17 protein-coding genes are annotated in these 17,967 nt (G+C 62.6%); 5 read left to right on the top strand and 12 right to left on the bottom strand.

Going from position 1 to position 17,967, the window contains the following annotated elements:
- Nucleotides 1-15: 15 nt before the first annotated feature.
- Nucleotides 16-555 carry a hypothetical protein gene (locus IHQ72_RS24745; RefSeq protein WP_258117882.1) on the top strand — a complete coding sequence of 180 codons (540 nt, stop codon included), beginning with the start codon at nt 16-18 and terminating at the stop codon, nt 553-555.
- Nucleotides 556-608: 53 nt separating this feature from the next.
- Here the strand turns inward: IHQ72_RS24745 and IHQ72_RS24740 are convergent, their stop codons facing one another.
- The 8 genes from IHQ72_RS24740 to IHQ72_RS24705 all read right to left on the bottom strand — a co-directional run bounded on the left by IHQ72_RS24740 (nt 609) and on the right by IHQ72_RS24705 (nt 7,198).
- On the bottom strand, nt 609-1,913 hold the full coding sequence (locus IHQ72_RS24740) for an IS4 family transposase (RefSeq protein WP_258117880.1): 1,305 nt from the start codon (nt 1,911-1,913) through the stop codon (nt 609-611).
- 308 nt (nt 1,914-2,221) lie between these two features.
- Nucleotides 2,222-3,373 carry a ribonuclease D gene (gene rnd / locus IHQ72_RS24735; RefSeq protein ID WP_258117879.1) on the bottom strand — a complete coding sequence of 384 codons (1,152 nt, stop codon included), beginning with the start codon at nt 3,371-3,373 and terminating at the stop codon, nt 2,222-2,224.
- Nucleotides 3,374-3,473: 100 nt separating this feature from the next.
- Complete coding sequence (locus tag IHQ72_RS24730) at nt 3,474-4,715, bottom strand: MFS transporter (RefSeq protein WP_258117877.1); 1,242 nt, start codon at nt 4,713-4,715, stop codon at nt 3,474-3,476.
- A gap of 164 nt (nt 4,716-4,879) precedes the next feature.
- Nucleotides 4,880-5,386 (bottom strand): DUF3280 domain-containing protein, encoded by a 507-nt coding sequence (locus tag IHQ72_RS24725; protein WP_258117875.1) that lies wholly within the window; start codon nt 5,384-5,386, stop codon nt 4,880-4,882.
- Nucleotides 5,387-5,479: 93 nt separating this feature from the next.
- Entirely contained in the window at nt 5,480-5,776 is a 297-nt protein-coding gene (locus IHQ72_RS24720; RefSeq protein ID WP_258117874.1) for a hypothetical protein, read from the bottom strand.
- Between the two features lie 136 nt (nt 5,777-5,912).
- Nucleotides 5,913-6,278, bottom strand: coding sequence for a TfoX/Sxy family protein (locus IHQ72_RS24715; RefSeq protein ID WP_258117873.1), 366 nt, complete (start codon nt 6,276-6,278; stop codon nt 5,913-5,915).
- Complete coding sequence (locus tag IHQ72_RS24710) at nt 6,268-6,735, bottom strand: SRPBCC family protein (RefSeq protein ID WP_258117872.1); 468 nt, start codon at nt 6,733-6,735, stop codon at nt 6,268-6,270. Before IHQ72_RS24710 ends, IHQ72_RS24715 begins: the two co-directional genes overlap by 11 nt.
- Complete coding sequence (locus IHQ72_RS24705) at nt 6,722-7,198, bottom strand: ArsR/SmtB family transcription factor (protein ID WP_258117871.1); 477 nt, start codon at nt 7,196-7,198, stop codon at nt 6,722-6,724. Before IHQ72_RS24705 ends, IHQ72_RS24710 begins: the two co-directional genes overlap by 14 nt.
- A 45-nt stretch (nt 7,199-7,243) precedes the next feature.
- On the opposite strand from IHQ72_RS24705, the gene IHQ72_RS24700 reads away from it, so the two are divergent.
- Together IHQ72_RS24700 and aspS are read left to right on the top strand one after the other, a co-directional pair.
- Nucleotides 7,244-8,038, top strand: a complete 795-nt coding sequence (locus IHQ72_RS24700; RefSeq protein WP_258117870.1) for a GNAT family N-acetyltransferase — start codon at nt 7,244-7,246, stop codon at nt 8,036-8,038.
- 198 nt (nt 8,039-8,236) lie between these two features.
- On the top strand, nt 8,237-10,027 hold the full coding sequence (gene aspS / locus IHQ72_RS24695; RefSeq protein WP_258123924.1) for an aspartate--tRNA ligase: 1,791 nt from the start codon (nt 8,237-8,239) through the stop codon (nt 10,025-10,027).
- Nucleotides 10,028-10,296: 269 nt separating this feature from the next.
- On the opposite strand, the gene IHQ72_RS24690 is transcribed toward aspS, so the two are convergent.
- Nucleotides 10,297-11,487, bottom strand: coding sequence for an aq_1923 C-terminal domain (locus IHQ72_RS24690; protein WP_258117869.1), 1,191 nt, complete (start codon nt 11,485-11,487; stop codon nt 10,297-10,299).
- A 269-nt stretch (nt 11,488-11,756) separates the two neighbouring features.
- Here IHQ72_RS24690 and parC point away from each other — a divergent pair, with 269 nt between their 5' ends.
- Both parC and IHQ72_RS24680 read left to right on the top strand, forming a co-directional pair.
- Nucleotides 11,757-14,009 (top strand): DNA topoisomerase IV subunit A, encoded by a 2,253-nt coding sequence (gene parC / locus IHQ72_RS24685; protein ID WP_258117867.1) that lies wholly within the window; start codon nt 11,757-11,759, stop codon nt 14,007-14,009.
- Between the two features lie 269 nt (nt 14,010-14,278).
- The gene (locus IHQ72_RS24680) at nt 14,279-15,487 is read left to right on the top strand and encodes an AI-2E family transporter (protein ID WP_258117865.1); all 1,209 of its coding nucleotides are present in this window, start codon (nt 14,279-14,281) and stop codon (nt 15,485-15,487) included.
- Here the strand turns inward: IHQ72_RS24680 and IHQ72_RS24675 are convergent.
- The 3 genes from IHQ72_RS24675 to IHQ72_RS24665 form a co-directional block, all read right to left on the bottom strand.
- Nucleotides 15,475-16,371 carry a DMT family transporter gene (locus IHQ72_RS24675; RefSeq protein WP_258117863.1) on the bottom strand — a complete coding sequence of 299 codons (897 nt, stop codon included), beginning with the start codon at nt 16,369-16,371 and terminating at the stop codon, nt 15,475-15,477. The genes IHQ72_RS24680 and IHQ72_RS24675 overlap by 13 nt on opposite strands.
- Nucleotides 16,372-16,491: 120 nt before the next feature.
- Nucleotides 16,492-17,256, bottom strand: coding sequence for an arginyltransferase (locus IHQ72_RS24670; RefSeq protein ID WP_258117861.1), 765 nt, complete (start codon nt 17,254-17,256; stop codon nt 16,492-16,494).
- A gap of 136 nt (nt 17,257-17,392) precedes the next feature.
- The gene (locus IHQ72_RS24665) at nt 17,393-17,863 is read right to left on the bottom strand and encodes an RDD family protein (RefSeq protein WP_258117860.1); all 471 of its coding nucleotides are present in this window, start codon (nt 17,861-17,863) and stop codon (nt 17,393-17,395) included.
- Nucleotides 17,864-17,967 lie beyond the last annotated feature (104 nt).

Below are 17,967 nucleotides of genomic sequence, written 5' to 3'. Positions count from 1 at the left end.
CGAAGCCTGACGGCAATGATGCTGCGGCTGTCGCGCCACGCTGCCGCACTGTGTTTTGGCTGCGTGGCGGTTTTCTTCGCCATGACGGCGATGGAGTTCCTCTATTTCCGCCAACTGAGCGGCGGCCTGCCGTCGCTCGACTTGCGCTTGACCGGTTTCACCCCGGACGAGGGCATGGCCTGGCTGACGGCGCTCGGCCGGCGCGGCAGCGAGATCATTCTGGTCTGGCACTATCTGACCTTCGACCTGCTGTTCCCGGCGCTGCTGTCGCTGACATTGGTCAGCCTGATCCTGGCCACCGGGCGGCGGCTGAGGACCTTCCGAGCTCTGTCCGCGCAGTTCCAGTCGCTGTTCGCGCTTGTCCTGGTGCTGCCCTACACGCTTGCCGATTATGCGCAGAACATCGCGGTGGCCCGCATGCTCTCCGATTTCCTGTCGGCCAATCCGGATTCGCTGTCCTTCGCCTCGGCGCTGATCGTCACCAAATTCGCACTTCTGGCGATACCGGCGATCGTCATCGCGGTTTTTCACCTGATGGGTCAGAAACAGCGCTGACTCCCCTTCTCCCCTTGTGGGCTAGCGTGCGCACACATCTGATTTGGCGGGGATTAGTTTGGATTTGCAAGAGCGAAGCCCTCGGCGATGGCGTGGAAGCGTTTGAGGCCGTTGCTGAAGGTGACGGGACCTGGCGGCCGCTCCTTTGCGTAGCCGTTCCACCCTCCCAGCCGGGCGATGCACCAAGCGGCCCAGGCGAGCGTGTGTTGCGGATGCGGGTTGTTCTGCTTTTGGGTCTTGCCTTCGAGCCTGGCAATCAGCGCCTCCAGCACGGTGATCTCGGCGGGGCTGAAGAGGCGTGCAGCCTTGAAGGCCTGGCCGGCGGCATCGCGCCCGTGCACGAGTTGCATGACCCTGGTGGCGACGATCAGCGCGGTCGCGGCCAGCCGTTCGAGTGCCTCACCATCGGCAAGCAGGCTTTCCTCCAGATCGATGGCCTGCGACTTCACGGTTCGGAACAGCTGTTCGACGGTCCAGCGCAACCGGTAGAGATCGACCATGCGGCAAGCGTCGGCGAGCGTTTTGACCGCGTGAGTGGTCAACAGCCGCCAGATCACCGCTTCCTTGGGCGAAGGCGGATCGATCTCGCGCACTTCGACCATGTTGAGCGTGATCTCGCGCGGATCGCGACAGTCGGCACCAAGGCGCGGCTGGCGCAAGGCGACCGCGGCGAAGCGAACGGCCAGTTGCACCTTGCGCGCCGGTCGGCCGGGACGCGCCTGCAGTTCGAAGGCGGTCCGGCCGGCTTCCGGCGTTTTGGCGATCTCGCCGAACAGACGGCCGCCCTGCTCACCCAGAGCCCGGTCGCGCACGGCGCGGATGAGCACATGCGTGCGCTCGTCAGGCAGCCTTGCCAGCACTTCGTAGATGTCGGCCTCGCGGTCGCCGATCACGGTAGCCAGCGGCGTGTCGGTCAGCGCCTGGCGGGCCGCCTTGGCGGTGGCGATCCATTTGTAGCTTTCCTTGGCTTCGATCGGCAGGGCTTGGTAGTCGTGCGCCTTCTGCCCCCGGCGCCGCCAGATCGTGGCAGCCGCAAGCCCCAGCACCGAGCCGTCGGCGGCATCCACGGCCAGCGCCGGGTGGACGAACAGCCCGACATCCTTGCCGTTGCCGACATGCCCCAGGCCGCGCTTGCGCGAGGCCTTGGCCTCATAGTTGATCTCGCTGCTGTCCTCAATGATCAGCACATGGCGGCCGGCCGCCGCCTCGCCCGTTCGCGCCGCCGCCGTGCGCACGATCTCCGGCACCGTCACTTGGGGATTGCGAAACAGCCGCGTGAACGCAATCTGTTCCGCCCGCGTATCGGCCAGCCTGCGCAGGCCCGCGCTGACGCGCGTGCACATGCGCTCCAGCACCATGCTCCCCTTTTTTGCAGGCGCAGGTCGCCGAAGTATCCAAGCAGCAAAGCCATCGTCGAAATCTCCCGAATCAACAATGGCAGCTACAGAATCACACATGATTCCAACCCCACAAGCCAAACCTGCTACCCGACCAAACTCCCTTGACACCTCTCCGAAGCAGATGTGTGCGCACGCTAGCCCCTTGTGGGAGAAGGTGGCCGAGCGAAGCTCGGTCGGATGAGGGGTGTTGGAGGGATCGCGGCTTTCAAGTCCCGGGCCTCGCCCGCCCTTCGGGCCCCACAAAGGGGAGAAGGAGTGGGCGAACGCTACAAATCGAACAGCGCGATCTTGCGCTTGTCGAACTTGATCGCAATCTCGCCGCGCACCAGTTTGAGCGCGGCCTCGCCGAACACGGCGCGTCGCCAGCCTTGCAAAGCCGGCACGTCGGCGGCCTCGCCCTCGGCGGCGATGCGGTCAATGTCATCGCTGGAGGCCAGCACCTTCGAAGCGACGCCCTCCTTTTCGGCGACGATACGCAACAGCACTTTCAGCAATTCCGCGGCGGCATTGGAGCCTTCGGGCGGCTGAAAACTCTTCGGCAGCTTCGGCATCTCTTCCCTGGGCAAGGCAAGCGCGGTGTTGATCGCGCCCAGCAGCGCCGTTGCCGTCGCCGACCGTTCCCAGCCTTTCGGCGTGGTGCGCAGCTTGCCGAGTGCAGCCGCATCGCGCGGCGCCTGCTGCGCCACCTCGTAGATGGCGTCGTCCTTGAGCACCCGGCCGCGCGGCACGTCGCGTTCGCGCGCCTCGCGCTCGCGCCATGCGGCCACCGCTTGCACGATCGCCAGCTCCTGCGGCTTGCGCAGCCGCATCTTCAGCCGCTTCCAGGCGTCCTCCGGATGCGGATCGTAGGTTTCACGCGCGGTCAGCACCTCCATCTCCTCGTTCAGCCAGTGAGCGCGGTTCTCCCGCACCAGCTCGGCGCTGAGGTGCTGGTAGACCTCGATCAGATGGGTGACGTCGGCAAGCGCGTAGTCGAGCTGCTTCTCGGAAAGCGGCCGGTGGCGCCAGTCGGTGAAACGTGAGGACTTGTCGAGCCGAGCGCCGGTGATCTTCTGGACGAGCTGGTCATAGGAGACGCTGTCGCCGAAGCCGCAAACCATCGCCGCCACCTGGGTGTCGAACACCGGATGCGGGACCAGGTCTCCGAGATGAACGATGATTTCGATGTCCTGGCGCGCAGCATGGAAGACTTTGACGATGGCCTCGTTGGCCATCAGCCTGAAGAACGGCTTCAGGTCGATATCGGTTGAGAGCGGATCGATCAGCGCCGTCACCCCGGGCGCCGCCATCTGGATCAGGCAGAGGATCGGCCAAAAGGTCGTCTCGCGAATGAATTCGGTGTCGACGGTGACGAAATCCGACTTTTCGAACGAGGCAACAGCGGTCTCAAGTTCTTCTTGGGTGGTGATGACGTGCATCAAATCGCTTTTGGCAAAAGGGTAAGGTCTCCTTCAATTTCAGCCGCGCGGGCTTTCGTCAAGCCGCTGTCCGGGTTCAACACATATGGGGCCGTCATCATTACTTCGCAGGCCCGTCGGAATCATCGTTGCGCTTGGCCAGCCGGGCGAACACCGTCGATGTGCGCAAAAGGCCGATGAAACGACTGCGATGGCCGGCCGGCACGCCGGATCGCACCTGCATCCGGTACAGGATGACCACGACGAAGACGGCGTAAACGGTGGCGGTGAACACGAACAGCGCGCTTGGCCCGAAATACTGCATCGCCGTCGAGGCGGCGAACGGCCCGCCAATGGCGCCGAAGGAATAGAACAGCATCAGCGCCGCGTTGATCAGCACAAACTCGCCCTTGTCGGCGCGGTCGTTGGAGTGCGCCGCCGATAGCGAGTAGAGCGGCATGGCGAAGCAGCCGAAGATGAAGACGATCACGAAGTTGAGGGACGGGTCGCTGCGCGCCCAGAATACCAGCGCCAGCGATGCAAGCAGCGCGCAGCACGTCGTTATCAGCAGCACGGAACGCCGGTCCCAGCGGTCGGACAGATAGCCGAGCGGATACTGGATGATGGCGCCGCCGAAGATGCCGACGCTGACGAAGGTGACGACGTCGGTGACCGACATGCCGATCTGTTCGGCATAGACCGGCGACAATGTGCGGAAGGCGCTGTTGGTGACACCGACGGCAATGCAGCCGAAGCAGCCGAGCGGCGAAATCCGCCAGACGCGGGCCAGGTCGAGCTTGACGTCTTCCGGCGGGGTCGGGTTGGAGCGGTCGCCGAGCGACACCGGCACCAGCGAGAGCGTGATCATGATCGACATGACGGCGAAGATGGCGAAACCGCCGGCGCCGACTATCGGGATCAGGAACTGTGCGCCTGTGACCGAACCGATGTCGACCATCCGGTAGATGGCCAGCACCCGCGCGCGGTCCTTGTTGGCGGCCCCGGAATTGAGCCAGGCTTCCATGATGGTGAACAGGCCGGCGAAGCAGAACCCGCCGGCGAGGCGCAACGCGCACCACATTGCCGGGTCGACGACCAGCACCAAAAGCAACGTTCCGGCCGAAGCGATCGCCGCCAGCGCGGAAAAGGCGCGGACATGGCCGACAGCCTTCATAATGTGGGTGACGACGAGGCAGCCGAGCAGGAACCCGGCGAAATAGAACGTGCCCATCAGGCCGATGGTCGAGGCCGAAAATCCCTCCTGCGCACCGCGCAGCGCGATCAGGGTGCTCTGCAGGCCGTTGCCGCCGAGCAGGATGCCGGCGGCAATAAGGAGCGGGATCAGCGGGCGCATGGAGGACATGAAGGAAGGCCTGTCGTTGATCCTTCTTGAACCATCGCCCGCGCCAATGCCAGCGGCAATTCCCGGCGGTTGGCAGGCCAGCACCGACGATCAGTTTCTCATTTTGATTTTTAGCTGAGGGGCGATCTTTCGCGCTCCCGATGGCGCGCTGGGTGGTGGGCGTCCTACCGCAGAATTCTGTTTGTCATCAGCCATTTCACGGAGCGGGGCCACGCGTAATTCGCACCCATGCGAAGATCGGTAAAGCCTTGGGAAACAGGTTTCCCGGTTTTAGCGTCGAGGATGCGAATGAACATCGTATGCTCTGTTCGGTTGACGCGCGTTACGACGCCCAGCAAGGCAAGAGACGCGCCGTGCTCTTTGGCAATCTGGCCCTCACAACCCCCGCAGTTGCGCAACCCATGCGGAGCAGCCGCCTGCATATCACTCGCGGGCACATCAACGACTGTAAAGCGCCCGGACTGGGAGAGCATGTCCTTCGCCATTTGTGCCGACTCGGACAGATAGCGCCTATCGTGTTCATCCGGCGGAATTATTCCTGCGCCAGCGCTCTTGTCTTCCAATTCGAAAGGAAACACCTCGATTGACATCGGCTTTGTCTGCTGAGCGTGCGCAAATGCGCAAGTGCCAACAAGCAGCGTGATCAGGACAGTCAATGTGCGAATGCGCATGGTAGTCCTCCCGTCGATGTGACGGCCATTGTACACGGCTTGACCACCCTAATCACGATCAAAGCGGAAAAGCAGTCGCCTTCCGTCAGTTGGTCAGGCCTTGAGCTCCGACACCCCTACTTGCTCGTCCCCTGACGAGGATCGACCGAAGGCATAAGCGGTCAGCGGCCCGACGAGCAACCACTGCACGACCGTGAATGCCGTCTCGATCGTGAGGTAGTCTGGGACCGACGCCATCACGTTCTTTGCGGCGACGGCCAGCGTGGTGAAGCTCCACGACAGAACGGCGCCGAAGGCTGCGTAGACCAGTCCGAGCGACAGAAATGTACCGCTCCGCCGCGCAAATGCCTGTTCGTAGACCCAGGCGAAGAGGACTGCCTGGATCAGCATCGACAGGAAACCAAACGGGATGATGATATTGCTGCGATAGATCGCAAGCTCCGCGTAGGTGCGCTCGAAAAGGATCAGACGAATCCAAGCGCGAATGTCGGCACGACATAAGCAAGAACACCAAGGAAGAAGCGTGTCATCTCCGTTTTCCTTTCGTCCGAGCCGGCTTCTGGCCGGGCAGCTTTGGCGGCAGGGTCTGCACGAAGGCGATCGCCGGTTGGAGCCACCTGCCGACTGCTTCACCGGTCAGCGCCGGGGGATCGACGTAGATGTAGCCTTCCATCACCCGGCCTCTCATCTCCATCGGACGCGCTCCGGGCTCGGCAAGCGCTTCGTGCTGGCGATCCTTGCCGACGCGAACCAGCAGACCGCGCCGGGAGGCGGCCGCGATCATGTTGCCGTTCAGCATGAAACCTAGCCCGCCGAACATCTTGACTTCGCGGATATCACCGGCGCCAGCGAGAGCGGCACGCACGCTTGCGGCAAGCTCGTCAGCGGTCATGCTGGAAATCCTGTGCTTCGAGCAACGCGGCCAACTGGTCCAGAGCGCCACGCCAGCCCCCGGCGTGACGCACGACCGCGTCGCTGCGCGTGAGCTTTTCATGGCGGATGACGAGTTCGCTGCCGGCGCCGTCCGGCGTGATGATCACCGTCACCTCGGACTCGATGCCTGCATGCTCGTCCGGCGGCTCGATAACCCACGAAAAGACGATCTTCGCAGGCTGCTCGATCGATAGAAAAGCGCCACCGACGATGACGATTTCTCCTTGCGGCGGCCGGTAGGCGAAGCGATAGGCACCATCGACGTGGAACTCGAACTGCAGGATGGTGAGCGTGATTTCCGGTGCCTGCTTCAGCCATCTTCCGACCAGGTCGGCCTCGGCAAAGGCGGCAAACACTTTTTCGGGCGCGGCGCTGAAACGTCTGCGCACTTCGGCGACGGTCTTATCGATGGTCATCGTTTGCGCCCTCCGACAAAAGGCGATCGAGCTGCTCGACCGCGCCCGTCCAGAATGCCTGATGGCGCGCGATCCATGCCTGCGCATCCTGCAGTGGCTCTCGGCGCAGCCGGAACTGATGAACACGCCCCTCAACGGCGCGTTCGATAAGCCCGGCCTGCTCCAGCACCTTCAGATGCTTGGAGATCGTCGGCTGGGTAGAGCGAAATTGGCGGCCGAGTTCGCCGGCGCTTCTGGCCTCGCCTCGAGCGAGCGCATGAATCATTGAACGACGGGTCCCGTCCGCCAAAGCGTGAAACGTTCGATCGAGACTGGCCATGTTTTGCATAGCCAAATGGCTATATATTATTCGAACGACAAATGCAACGGCGGGCGAGGCCGAAAATCCCTTCTGCGCGCCACGCCATACCTTGAAGGGAGCCCAGCTGGTTCCAGCAGGAAACAGCTTGGCTGTATATTCCATTGCGCTTGTTATACTCCATAGGGCACGTCACGCAGGGGGCTTCCCATGTCAGGCTATTTCGGCACAGAGGTTCAGCAGCGTCTGCAAGCTCAGGCTGAGGCGAGTGTCGACTTCATCAATGCAACCCCCGGCGCGTGCCAGACCGGCCGCACCATGGGGTGCGATGATCCCGATCAGTTCGGGTGGGCGCTGATCGACGAGATCCTCAATCGCGACGGCATCTGCGGCTTTCGTATGATACCAGCAAGCAAGGCGGATGAGCTCAAGTCGCGATTGGCCAAAGGGGGCTTCCGCTTCGATTCCTGGGACGTGTTCTTGGCCGACCGGGCAAGTGCCCTGGCGGCATCGGAGGCAATTATCGGCCGGGGATTGCCCGACGGACTTATCGATCAAGACAAGCCGACCGAGCCGGATGGTGAGTATACGGCCCGCATCCAGGCCTTCATGGCGGCGTCGGGCGTGGTGCCCTTTTCGGGGTCGCTGCTGGCCGGAACCCTGGGGCCGGCGACGACGGTAGTGGTGGGCGACGAGACGGGGACCGTCGCGGCAACCGCGCATGGCTACTTGGCTCACAATTGCCACAGCGCCTATCACCGATATGCATGGGGCGGACTGATTGCGGTCGCGGAATCGCAGAGGGGCCGAGGGCTCGGCAATTACATCAACGCTCGCATGATCGTCAGTGTGTTTCGCGATCTGCACGCGACGCACATTTATGAACTCGTATCGGCATCGAACATCCCGTCCCGAAGAATGGTGGAATCATGCGGACTTCGTCCGGATCCCGCTGTTGTGTGTGGGGTTGCCACGCCTGGCGATAGTGCGCGCTTCACCCGCTGACCGCCATGGACGGTTGATGTTGGATCACGGCTTGTTCCTAGAGATGACCGCGTAGGATCGAAGCCGAAGTTCAAACCGAGATGCTGCCCGAGCGCCGCCTGCCTTGACAAAGGCGGCCTCTCATGTGCTTTTCGCGCAAATTTTCGGGCCGGGCCATCATGCCTTGGCCGCAATCAACATCCGGACTTACCAATGACAATGCATCGTTACCGCAGCCATACCTGTGCCCAGTTGAGGAAGAGCGACGTCGGCTCTTCCGTTCGCCTGTCGGGCTGGGTGCATCGCGTGCGCGACCATGGCGGCCTGCTGTTCATCGATTTGCGCGACCACTATGGCCTGACCCAGATCGTCGCCGACCCGGATTCGCCGGCCTTCAAGATCGCCGAGACCGTTCGTGGCGAGTGGGTGATCCGCGTCGACGGCGAGGTCAAGGCGCGTCTGGCCGAGACGGCGAACGCCAACCTGCCGACCGGCGAGATCGAGATTTTCGCGCGCGAGATCGAAGTGCTGTCCGCGGCCAAGGAATTGCCGCTGCCGGTGTTCGGTGAGCCGGATTATCCCGAGGACATCCGCCTCAAATACCGTTTCCTCGACCTGCGCCGCGACACGCTGCACAAGAACATCGTGGCGCGCACCAAGATCATTGCCGAGATGCGCAGGCGCATGGGTGAGGTCGGCTTCACCGAATTCTCGACACCGATCCTGACCGCTTCGTCGCCCGAAGGGGCGCGCGACTTCCTGGTGCCGTCACGCATCCATCCCGGCACCTTCTACGCGCTGCCGCAGGCGCCGCAGATATACAAGCAATTGATCATGGTTTCGGGCTTCGACCGTTACTTCCAGATCGCGCCGTGCTTCCGCGACGAGGACCCGCGCGCCGACCGGCTGCCGGGCGAATTCTACCAGCTTGACGTGGAAATGAGCTTCGTCGAGCAGGACGACGTTCTGGCGACAATGGAGCCGGTGATGCGGGACGTGTTCGAGACCTTTGCCGCCGGCAAGCCGGTGACGCAGGAGTTTCCGCGCATCCCCTATGACGTCGCCATGCGCAAATATGGCACCGACAAGCCGGACCTGCGCAACCCGATCGAGATGCAGGCGGTCTCCGATCATTTCCGCGATTCCGGCTTCAAGGTGTTCGCCAACATCCTTGCCAACGACCCGAAGGCCGAGGTCTGGGCCATTCCGGCCAGGACCGGCGGTTCGCGCGCTTTCTGCGACCGCATGAATTCGTGGGCTCAAGGCGAGGGCCAGCCGGGCCTCGGCTACATCTTCTGGCGCAAGGAAGGCGAAAAGCTCGAAGGCGCCGGTCCGCTCGCCAAGAACATCGGCGAGGAGCGCACCGAAGCGATTCGCCTCCAGCTTGGCCTTGCGGATGGCGACGCCGCTTTCTTCGTCGCCGGCGACCCGAAGAAATTCGTCTCGTTCGCGGGAGCGGCGCGCACCCGCGCCGGCGAGGAGCTGAATCTCGTCGACCGCGACCGGTTCGAATTGTGCTGGATCGTCGACTTTCCCTTCTACGAATGGAACGAGGACGAGAAGCTTGTCGATTTCGGCCACAACCCGTTCTCGATGCCGCAGGGTGGCATCGAGGCGCTAAACGGCGAGGATTTGCTTGGGATCAAGGCATTCCAGTACGACATGGTCTGCAACGGTTTCGAGATCGCGTCGGGCGGCATCCGCAACCATCTGCCGGAAACCATGGTCAAGGCGTTCGAGATCGTCGGGCTGGACCGCGAAACGGTTGAGGCGCGCTTCGGTGGCCTCTACCGCGCCTTCCAGTATGGCGCGCCGCCGCATGGCGGCATGGCGGCCGGCATCGACCGCGTCGTCATGCTGCTGGTCGGCGCCAGGAACCTGCGCGAAGTGACCATGTTCCCGATGAACCAGCAGGCCTACGACCTGTTGATGAGCGCGCCATCGGAAGCCAGCCCGCAGCAGCTTCGCGAATTGTCGCTGCGCGTCGCAGTAACCAAGAAAGAGGGTTAAAAACCTCCCGCAAGCGATTCTAAACGCTGTCGGTTTGCGCTGCCCCTCATTGCCCTGCCGGGCATTTCTCCCCGTATAGTGACGGGGAGAAAGACACTGTCACGAATGATTTCGCCAGCTGCCAGCGTTGCAAAAATGGGCGCCAAGGTCGCGGCCATTTCCCTTCTCCCCGTCACTATACGGGGAGAAGGTGCCGGCAGGCGGATGAGGGGCGGCGCTGACACTTCCAATGCAAGTGCCTCTTGCAAAACCGGCCAGAGAAGTGCCGGTCAGTCCTCGTTCGCCTTGACCGTCACGCCAAGCGTCTTCGGCAGGTCGAGCGGGTTGGACATGGCGCCTGCCATGATCAGCGCGAACGGCACTGCCGCCGGCGGCTCGGCCAAGATTTCGAGGCTTTGCGGATCGTCGAGAAATTTGCCGACCGCCGCCGATACCTGCGCCGTCAATTCGGGATTGTTGAGCTGCGCCATGCCGAAAGGCACGATCGCCTTGGCCTGGTTGGCGATGTCCTTGCCGGACATGCCTTGCTGCTTGCCGACATAGTCCAGCACCTTGTTGGTCAGTGAATCGTCGTCGAAGCGGATCGAAGCGCCGTTGAACGAAAGCTGCTGCAGGATGCCGAGCATGGCCATGCCTTGCGCCGAATTGTCGGCGCCTTCGGGCTGAGCCGCCATCTTCTTCTGCATCTCCTGCAGCGACTTGATGACGTCAAGCGTGTAGCCGCCGAGACCGAAGGTCATGCCGAGCGTTCCGGCATTGTCGACGGAGATGTCGTATTTCGACAGCTCCATCTTGCCGTCCGCAGGCTGCCAGGTGCCCGCCATTTCAAGGTTCCCGGTGATGTTCTGGTAACCGAGCGCGTTGATCACGTCCTTGGACTTCGGGTCCTCGACCAGCGTCAGGTCGGCATTGAACTTGTCTGTGGTGCCGGAAAACTCCATCGCCTTGCCGTCGGCCGGCGGGGTGATTTCGATGGCGAGCCCCTCCATCGAGAAGGCGGTCTTGTCGGCGACCTTGACCGTCATGTTGTCGAGTTCGGCTGACTTGTACATCATCAGCGAGCCCAGCGGGCCTGTGGCGCCGTCGGCGGGAACCGTCATGTCGTGAATGACGAAGGGGCTGAGGTCGAGCGTGACGCCGTCTTCGCTGTGCTGGAACGCCGAAGTCGAGACGGTTTCGATTTCATAACCGCCATCGGCTTCGGTCACGCCTTCGAGTTTGATGTCGCCGATCTTGAGCGCTTCCTTTTCGGCCGCCGGTTTGAAGGCCACGCCTTGCAGTACCATGCTGGAGGCATCGCCCGTCACCCCGGTCCAGGAGATGTCGACGCCCTGGGCGGCGAGAGCCGCCTTCAGCCGGTCGGCGACCGCCGCATTCTGAGCGAAGGCCGTGTTCAGCGGCAGCGTCAGCAGGAAGGTCGAAAAAGCGAGTTTGTTGAGTGTCGAGCGTCTGATCGTCATCGCGAGTCCCCTGAGAGTTGTCCTGAAGATTGTCTTTTCAATTCTCTGCGCCGTCACCCTTTCCGTGACGAACTGGACGGGAAAAAGGCGTTCTCCCGCACAATGGTCGAAAACCACGGCGAAAGGCAAATCCGATCCATTGCCATATAGCCGGGATGTAACCGATTGATGTTGGTCGGCGCAGCAGTGCGTCCCAGTTCGTGTTGCGGAAGGGGTGGCGCATTCAAGCGCCTCTTGCCGCGAATCACCCGCTCGGCTAGTCCCAGCCCATGGGAAAAAGGCTTTTACCGCCTGGCGATGGCGGTGGCGACAACATCGAGCCGGTCGATCTGAAGAAAGCGCTGGAAGAGCGCTATCTCGCCTATGCGCTGTCGACCATCATGCACCGGGCGCTGCCGGATGTGCGCGACGGGCTGAAGCCGGTCCATCGCCGCATCATGCATGCCATGCGGCTGCTCAGGCTCAACCCCGACCAGGGGTTCGCCAAATGCGCCCGCATCGTCGGCGAAGTGATGGGCAAGTTCCATCCGCATGGCGACCAGTCGATCTACGACGCGCTGGTGCGGCTGGCGCAGGATTTTTCGATGCGCTACCCCCTGGTCGACGGGCAGGGCAATTTCGGCAATATCGACGGCGATAACGCCGCCGCCATGCGCTACACCGAAGCGCGCATGACCGACGTAGCGACCGAGCTGCTGTCCGGCATCACCGAGGATGCGGTCGACTACCGGCCGACCTACAATGAGGAGGACGAGGAGCCGGTCGTGCTGCCCGGCGCCTTCCCGAACCTGCTCGCCAACGGGTCGTCCGGCATTGCCGTCGGCATGGCGACCTCGATCCCGCCGCACAATGCCGCCGAGCTCTGCGACGCCGCCCTGCATCTGATCGAGCATCCGGAGGCGCCGGTGACGACGTTGATGGACTTCGTCCAAGGTCCGGATTTCCCGACCGGCGGCATCATCGTCGATAGCCGGGCCACGATCCTCGAAGCCTATGAAACCGGTCGCGGTGGTTTCCGCGTCCGGGCGAAATGGAGCCAGGAGGACCAGGGCAGGGGCACCTGGAGCATCGTCGTCACCGAAATCCCCTACGGCGTCCAGAAGGCGCGGCTGATCGAAAAGATCGCCGAGCTTCTGATGGCGCGCAAATTGCCGCTGCTCGAAGACATCCGCGACGAGAGTGCCGAAGACGTCCGCGTCGTGTTGGTGCCGAAGAGCCGTTCGGTCGATCCCGGAATCCTGATGGAATCGCTGTTCAAGCTGACCGAGCTCGAAAGCCGCTTTCCGCTCAACATGAACGTCCTGTCGCGCGGCAAGATACCCAACGTGCTGTCGCTGAAAGGCGTGCTCAAGGAATGGCTGGAGCACCGCCGCGAGGTGCTGATCCGCCGCTCCAGGCATCGCTTGGGCGAGATCGAACGGCGGCTGGAGATCCTCGCCGGCTATCTGATCGCGTATCTCAACATCGACGAGGTGATCAGGATCATCCGCGAGGAGGACGAGCCCAAGCAAGTGATGATGGCTCGCTGGTCGCTCACCGACAACCAGGCCGAAGCCATCCTCAACATGCGGCTCAGGGCCCTGCGCAAGCTCGAGGAATTCGAGATCCGCAAGGAATTCGACGGCCTCACTATCGAGAAAAAGCAGATCGAGACGCTGCTTGCGTCCGACGCCAGGCAGTGGTCGACGATCAAGTGGGAAGTCTCCAGCATCCGCGAGAAATTCGGACCGGAGACCGAACTCGGCAAGCGCCGGACCCAGTTCGCCGACGCGCCCGAACATGACCTGACCGACATCGCCCATGCCATGATCGAGCGCGAGCCGGTCACCGTGGTCGTTTCGGAAAAGGGCTGGCTCAGGGCGATGAAAGGTCACCTGACCGATCATTCGTTGCTGACCTTCAAGGAGGGCGACAGCCTCAAGCTCGCCTTCCACGCCCAGACCACCGACAAGGTGCTGGTCTTCACCACCGGCGGCAAGTTCTACACGATCGGCGCCGACCGGCTGCCGGGCGGACGCGGCCACGGCGAACCGATCCGCATCATCGTCGACATGGACAACGACCAGGACATCGTCACCGCCTTTGTCCATGATCCCAAGCGCAAGCTGCTGCTGGTGTCGCATGACGGCAATGGTTTCATCGTGCCGGAAGAAGAGGTCGTCGCCAACACCCGCAAGGGCAAGCAGGTGATGAACGTCAAGGCGCCCGATGAGGCCCAGCGCTGTGTGCCGGTCGCCGGCGACCATCTCGCCATCGTCGGCGAGAACCGCAAGATGCTGGTCTTCCCGCTCGCCGAGATCCCTGAGATGGGTCGCGGCAAGGGCGTTCGCCTGCAGAAATACAAGGATGGCGGCGTCCTCGATCTCAAGACCTTCACGCTTGCCGGCGGTCTCTCCTGGCAGGATTCGGCCGACCGCACCTTCATCAAATCACGTGACGAGCTGGTCGAATGGATTGGTGCCCGAGCCTCGGCCGGACGCATGGTGCCAAAGGGATTCCCGAGGACGGGGAAATTCGGGTAGTTGCTAATCTCCCCCTTGAGGGGGAGATGTCGCCGAAGGCGACAGAGGGGGTCGGAACGTTCAGACGCGACCTCTTATTGCGGACAGAGGAGGCTGGAGCTTCATGCTCGGCGACCCCCTCTGGCCTGCCGGCCATCTCCCCCTCATCAAGGGGGGAGATTAGCGCCTCCGTGCAAACATTTGGAATGTCGTCACGATTGCTGCACTATCATGGTGCATAAGCACCGCTACATAAGGCAGCGACACACGCCTTTGGGAGAAATGGGCATTTGAAAGAACCCAGGATTAAGAAACCGGAAGGGCAGCAGCGCTTGTTCGGCCTGTCGACGCCGGTCAGATCCGCCGTCATTCCACCGCTGTCGGCGGCGCGCTGGCTCCTGGTGCTGATCGTTGCCGCCGGGGTCTATTTCTTTCATGGTTTCCTGGTCCCGGTGCTGGCCGCTCTGGTCATCGCCTTTGCCAGCTGGCCGCTCTATCGGCGGCTGCTCGCTGCTGTCGGCGGCAACCGCACGATCGCCGCGACGTTGGCGATCCTGTTCATTCTCACCTTCCTGGTGGTGCCGATCGCGCTCGCCGGCGCCTACGCCAGCAACGAAGTCCGCGAATGGGTCGGCTGGGCGATCGAGACCAACCGCGAAGGCGCGGTGACGCCGCACTGGATCGCCACGCTGCCCGTGGTCGGCGACTGGCTGAACGAGCAGTGGACGCGCAATCTCGGCCATCCCGGCGGCATCGGCGAACTGATCCAGCTGATCAGCGGCGCCAACATCGGCAGCATCTATCGCGGCGTGCTGGCCGCCGGCGGCAGCGCCTTCGGCCTTCTGCTGGCGCTGCTGTTCATGATGATCGCGCTGTTCTTTGCCTATCGCGACGGTGAGCATTTTGCCGGGCAGGTCGACCGTCTCGGCGAACGCATCCTGCCGACCAGGTGGGAGCGGATTTCACGCGTCGTGCCGGCGACGATTTCCTCGACGGTAACCGGCATGACCATTATCGCCATCGGCGAGGGGGTGGTGCTGGGCGTGGCCTACTGGCTGGCCGGCGTGCCGTCGCCTGTGACGCTCGGCGCCCTGACCGGCATCATGGCGCTGATCCCTGGCGGCGCACCGCTGTCCTTCACGCTTGTTTCGATCTATCTCGCCGCCAGCGGCTCGCCGATGGCCGGGTTGGCGCTGTTCATCTGGGGGGCTGTCGAACTGTTCATCGTCGACAAGACATTGCGCCCGAAACTGGTCGGCGGCCCGATAAAGCTGCCGTTCCTGCCGACCTTTTTCGGCCTGATCGGCGGCGTCAAGACGATGGGCTTTCTCGGCCTGTTCATCGGCCCGGTGCTGATGGCATTGCTGGTCGCGATATGGCGCGAATGGCTGCGCGAGGTGGAATTGGCCGACGAACTTGCCCCCGCAGCACCGGTGGAGCTGGAGGGGGCGCCGCCGCAAATCGAAATCGTTGCCGAGAAGAAGTCTCAGGCCGGGTGACGGACCGCAAGGGTTGCGCGGCGCTTGCGCCCCTCATGCAGCTGCCACAGCGAATGGGCGACCAGCGTGACGATCAGGATCGCGCCGCCGATCAGGCTGTTGCGCGACGGTGTTTCGGCAAAGATCATCCACATCCAGACGGGCGCCAGCACGGTTTCAAGCAGATAGAACATCGCCACTTCCGGTCCCGAAATATATTTCGGCCCGTTGGCGAGGCAGAAGAACGAGATCGGCATGATGACGGCGCCGTTGAAGATGATCCACCACGGCGCGTTCACCTGAAGCCCTTCGCCTGAGACCATGAACACCGCGACGGCCAGCGGCAGGATCACGCCGATCAGCGATGTGAACCCCATGTCCTTGCCGCTGGCACGCGAGATGGTGATGGCCAGCGCGATGAAGAAAGCCGAGCACAGCGCCATAAGATCGCCGAACAGGTGCCCGGTGCCGATCGAATCGCCGACGATGATCGCGACGCCGACGATCATGGCCAGCATCGCGACCACCGTAACCAGTCGCGGCCGCTCCTTCAGGAACAGCCAGGACAGCAGTGCCGCGAACACGGTGTTGAAGGCCAGGATGAAGACCAGATTGGCGGTCGTGGTGTAATAGATGCTGGTGACGAAGGTGACCGAGGTCAGCCCGTAGCATATGGCGACAACGAGCCCCGACCAGCCGGGGATGAGCTGCGGCGCGTTCCTGCTCAGCGAGCGCCAGACAGCCCAGATGATCAGCGCCGCGGCCAAGGTGGTGCCGGTGCGCAGCAGGAGGATCGTCCATGCGCCGCCGTCGGCGAGCCGGATCAGTGGAATGTCGATGGTCAGCGTCAGCCCGCCAATGGCGGTGATGAGAAGGCCTTTTTGATGATCGTTGTGGGACGACATGGCAGTTCTCGCAATGAATTTGGAGGCGGCCAGCCGCGCTATTGCACACTCTCCCGCCAAGCGGAAAGGCCAGCAGGCGCTCCCTGGAAACAGTCTAAGATTGGATTTTGGAAAAACTATTCAGCGCGAAACCGCTTCGTGGTCGTAGCGTTCCCAGCCTTTCGGGCCGAGATGCTCCTGCGGCATGAAGCGCATCTTATAGTTCATCTTGCGCGAGCCGTTGACCCAGTAGCCGAGATAGACATGGGGCAAGCCCATCGCCCTGGCGCGGGCGATGTGGTCGAGGATCATGAAGGTGCCAGGCGAGCGGTCCTCGAAGTCCGGATTGAAGTAGGAATACACCATCGACAGACCGTCGGCCATCTTGTCGGTGAGCGCCACCGCGATCAGCTCGCCCTGGCCCTTGCCGGTGATGAAGCTGTCGGGGCCGCGGCGCCGGTACTCGATGACCTTGGTGTCGACATGCGTGTCTTCGACCATCATGGCGTAGTCGAGCACCGTCATGTCGGACATGCCGCCGCGGCGGTGGCGGGCATCGAGATAACTGCGAAACAGCGAATACTGCTCGGTGGACGGTTGCGCGTCGTGCATCGCGCCGATCAGGTCTGAGTTGTGCTGTATCACCCGCCTCATGTTGCGGCTGGCGGTGAATTCCTGGGCCAGGATGCGCACCGAAACGCAGGCGCGGCAGGTCTCGCAGGCCGGCCGGTAGGCGATGTTCTGCGATCGCCGGAAGCCGCCTTGCGTCAACAGATCGTTCATCTCCGGCGCCTTGTCGCCGACCAGATGCGTGAACACCTTGCGTTCGAACTGGCCCTCAAGATACGGGCACGGCGACGGCGCGGTCAGGAAGAACTGCGGCGACTGGGTAGGATGGTGCGTCATCGAACCTTGGAAACACTCCTGCGAATCATCATACCTTTGTCGCGCACGGCGAAAAATTCAACAGGATTGTGAAAGCGTGGGCGTCGGATGCCTTCACTTTGCACACAAAAGCTCGCGGGACTCGTGAAAAGCTGTCTCAGCGGTCACTGCGGCTGACCACCGTGCCCAGCAGCAGGTCATGCAGCGTGCGCTTGCGGTCGGCAAACAGCGACACCAGAAGGACCAGCGGCGTCAGGATGACGTTGCCCGCCCAAAACAGCACCGAGTGCACCACCGCCGTCAGCCCGTCGATACGGGTGCCGTCCAGACGGTCGAGCCGGATCCCCATCATCTTCATGCCGGTCGTGGCCTGGTCGGCGCTGCCGAGCGTGTTCCAGATGTAGAGTATGGCGACAGCCGGCACGAGGACGGAAAACAGCATCCAGCCGAGGCCGAGTGTCAGAATCCCGAGGAAGAACACCAGGATCGCGAACGGAATGGTGAGCAGCGCGACGATGCAATAATCGATGATGAAGGCGAGGACACGCCGCGTGCGCACGCCGTCATAGGCCCTGATATCATCGAGCCTGGAGGTGATGATTTCGCCGTCGAGAACGCGCGCGTTCATGTCTTTTCCTCGTAATCAGGCCCGGGATAAGGTGCGGGCCGCCTGATGTTGAAATGGTGAAGTCTTGCGACGGAATCAAGATTGAGCCGTTTTCGGCATGCGAC

The organism is Mesorhizobium onobrychidis, assembly GCF_024707545.1.
Taxonomy (GTDB): domain Bacteria; phylum Pseudomonadota; class Alphaproteobacteria; order Rhizobiales; family Rhizobiaceae; genus Mesorhizobium; species Mesorhizobium onobrychidis.
The sequence above is the reverse complement of the archived record's forward strand: the minus strand, read 5'-3'. Positions and strand labels throughout refer to the sequence as shown.

Coding starts and splice junctions, on each gene's coding strand:
- IHQ72_RS24745 (WP_258117882.1), top strand. CDS start 16: ATGATGCTGCGGCTGTCGCGCCACGCTGCCGCACTGTGTTTTGGCTGC.
- IHQ72_RS24740 (WP_258117880.1), bottom strand. CDS start 1,913: ATGGTGCTGGAGCGCATGTGCACGCGCGTCAGCGCGGGCCTGCGCAGG.
- rnd (WP_258117879.1), bottom strand. CDS start 3,373: ATGCACGTCATCACCACCCAAGAAGAACTTGAGACCGCTGTTGCCTCG.
- IHQ72_RS24730 (WP_258117877.1), bottom strand. CDS start 4,715: ATGTCCTCCATGCGCCCGCTGATCCCGCTCCTTATTGCCGCCGGCATC.
- IHQ72_RS24725 (WP_258117875.1), bottom strand. CDS start 5,386: ATGCGCATTCGCACATTGACTGTCCTGATCACGCTGCTTGTTGGCACT.
- IHQ72_RS24720 (WP_258117874.1), bottom strand. CDS start 5,776: ATGCTGATCCAGGCAGTCCTCTTCGCCTGGGTCTACGAACAGGCATTT.
- IHQ72_RS24715 (WP_258117873.1), bottom strand. CDS start 6,278: ATGACCGCTGACGAGCTTGCCGCAAGCGTGCGTGCCGCTCTCGCTGGC.
- IHQ72_RS24710 (WP_258117872.1), bottom strand. CDS start 6,735: ATGACCATCGATAAGACCGTCGCCGAAGTGCGCAGACGTTTCAGCGCC.
- IHQ72_RS24705 (WP_258117871.1), bottom strand. CDS start 7,198: ATGGAATATACAGCCAAGCTGTTTCCTGCTGGAACCAGCTGGGCTCCC.
- IHQ72_RS24700 (WP_258117870.1), top strand. CDS start 7,244: ATGTCAGGCTATTTCGGCACAGAGGTTCAGCAGCGTCTGCAAGCTCAG.
- aspS (WP_258123924.1), top strand. CDS start 8,237: ATGCATCGTTACCGCAGCCATACCTGTGCCCAGTTGAGGAAGAGCGAC.
- IHQ72_RS24690 (WP_258117869.1), bottom strand. CDS start 11,487: ATGACGATCAGACGCTCGACACTCAACAAACTCGCTTTTTCGACCTTC.
- parC (WP_258117867.1), top strand. CDS start 11,757: ATGGGAAAAAGGCTTTTACCGCCTGGCGATGGCGGTGGCGACAACATC.
- IHQ72_RS24675 (WP_258117863.1), bottom strand. CDS start 16,371: ATGTCGTCCCACAACGATCATCAAAAAGGCCTTCTCATCACCGCCATT.
- IHQ72_RS24670 (WP_258117861.1), bottom strand. CDS start 17,256: ATGACGCACCATCCTACCCAGTCGCCGCAGTTCTTCCTGACCGCGCCG.
- IHQ72_RS24665 (WP_258117860.1), bottom strand. CDS start 17,863: ATGAACGCGCGCGTTCTCGACGGCGAAATCATCACCTCCAGGCTCGAT.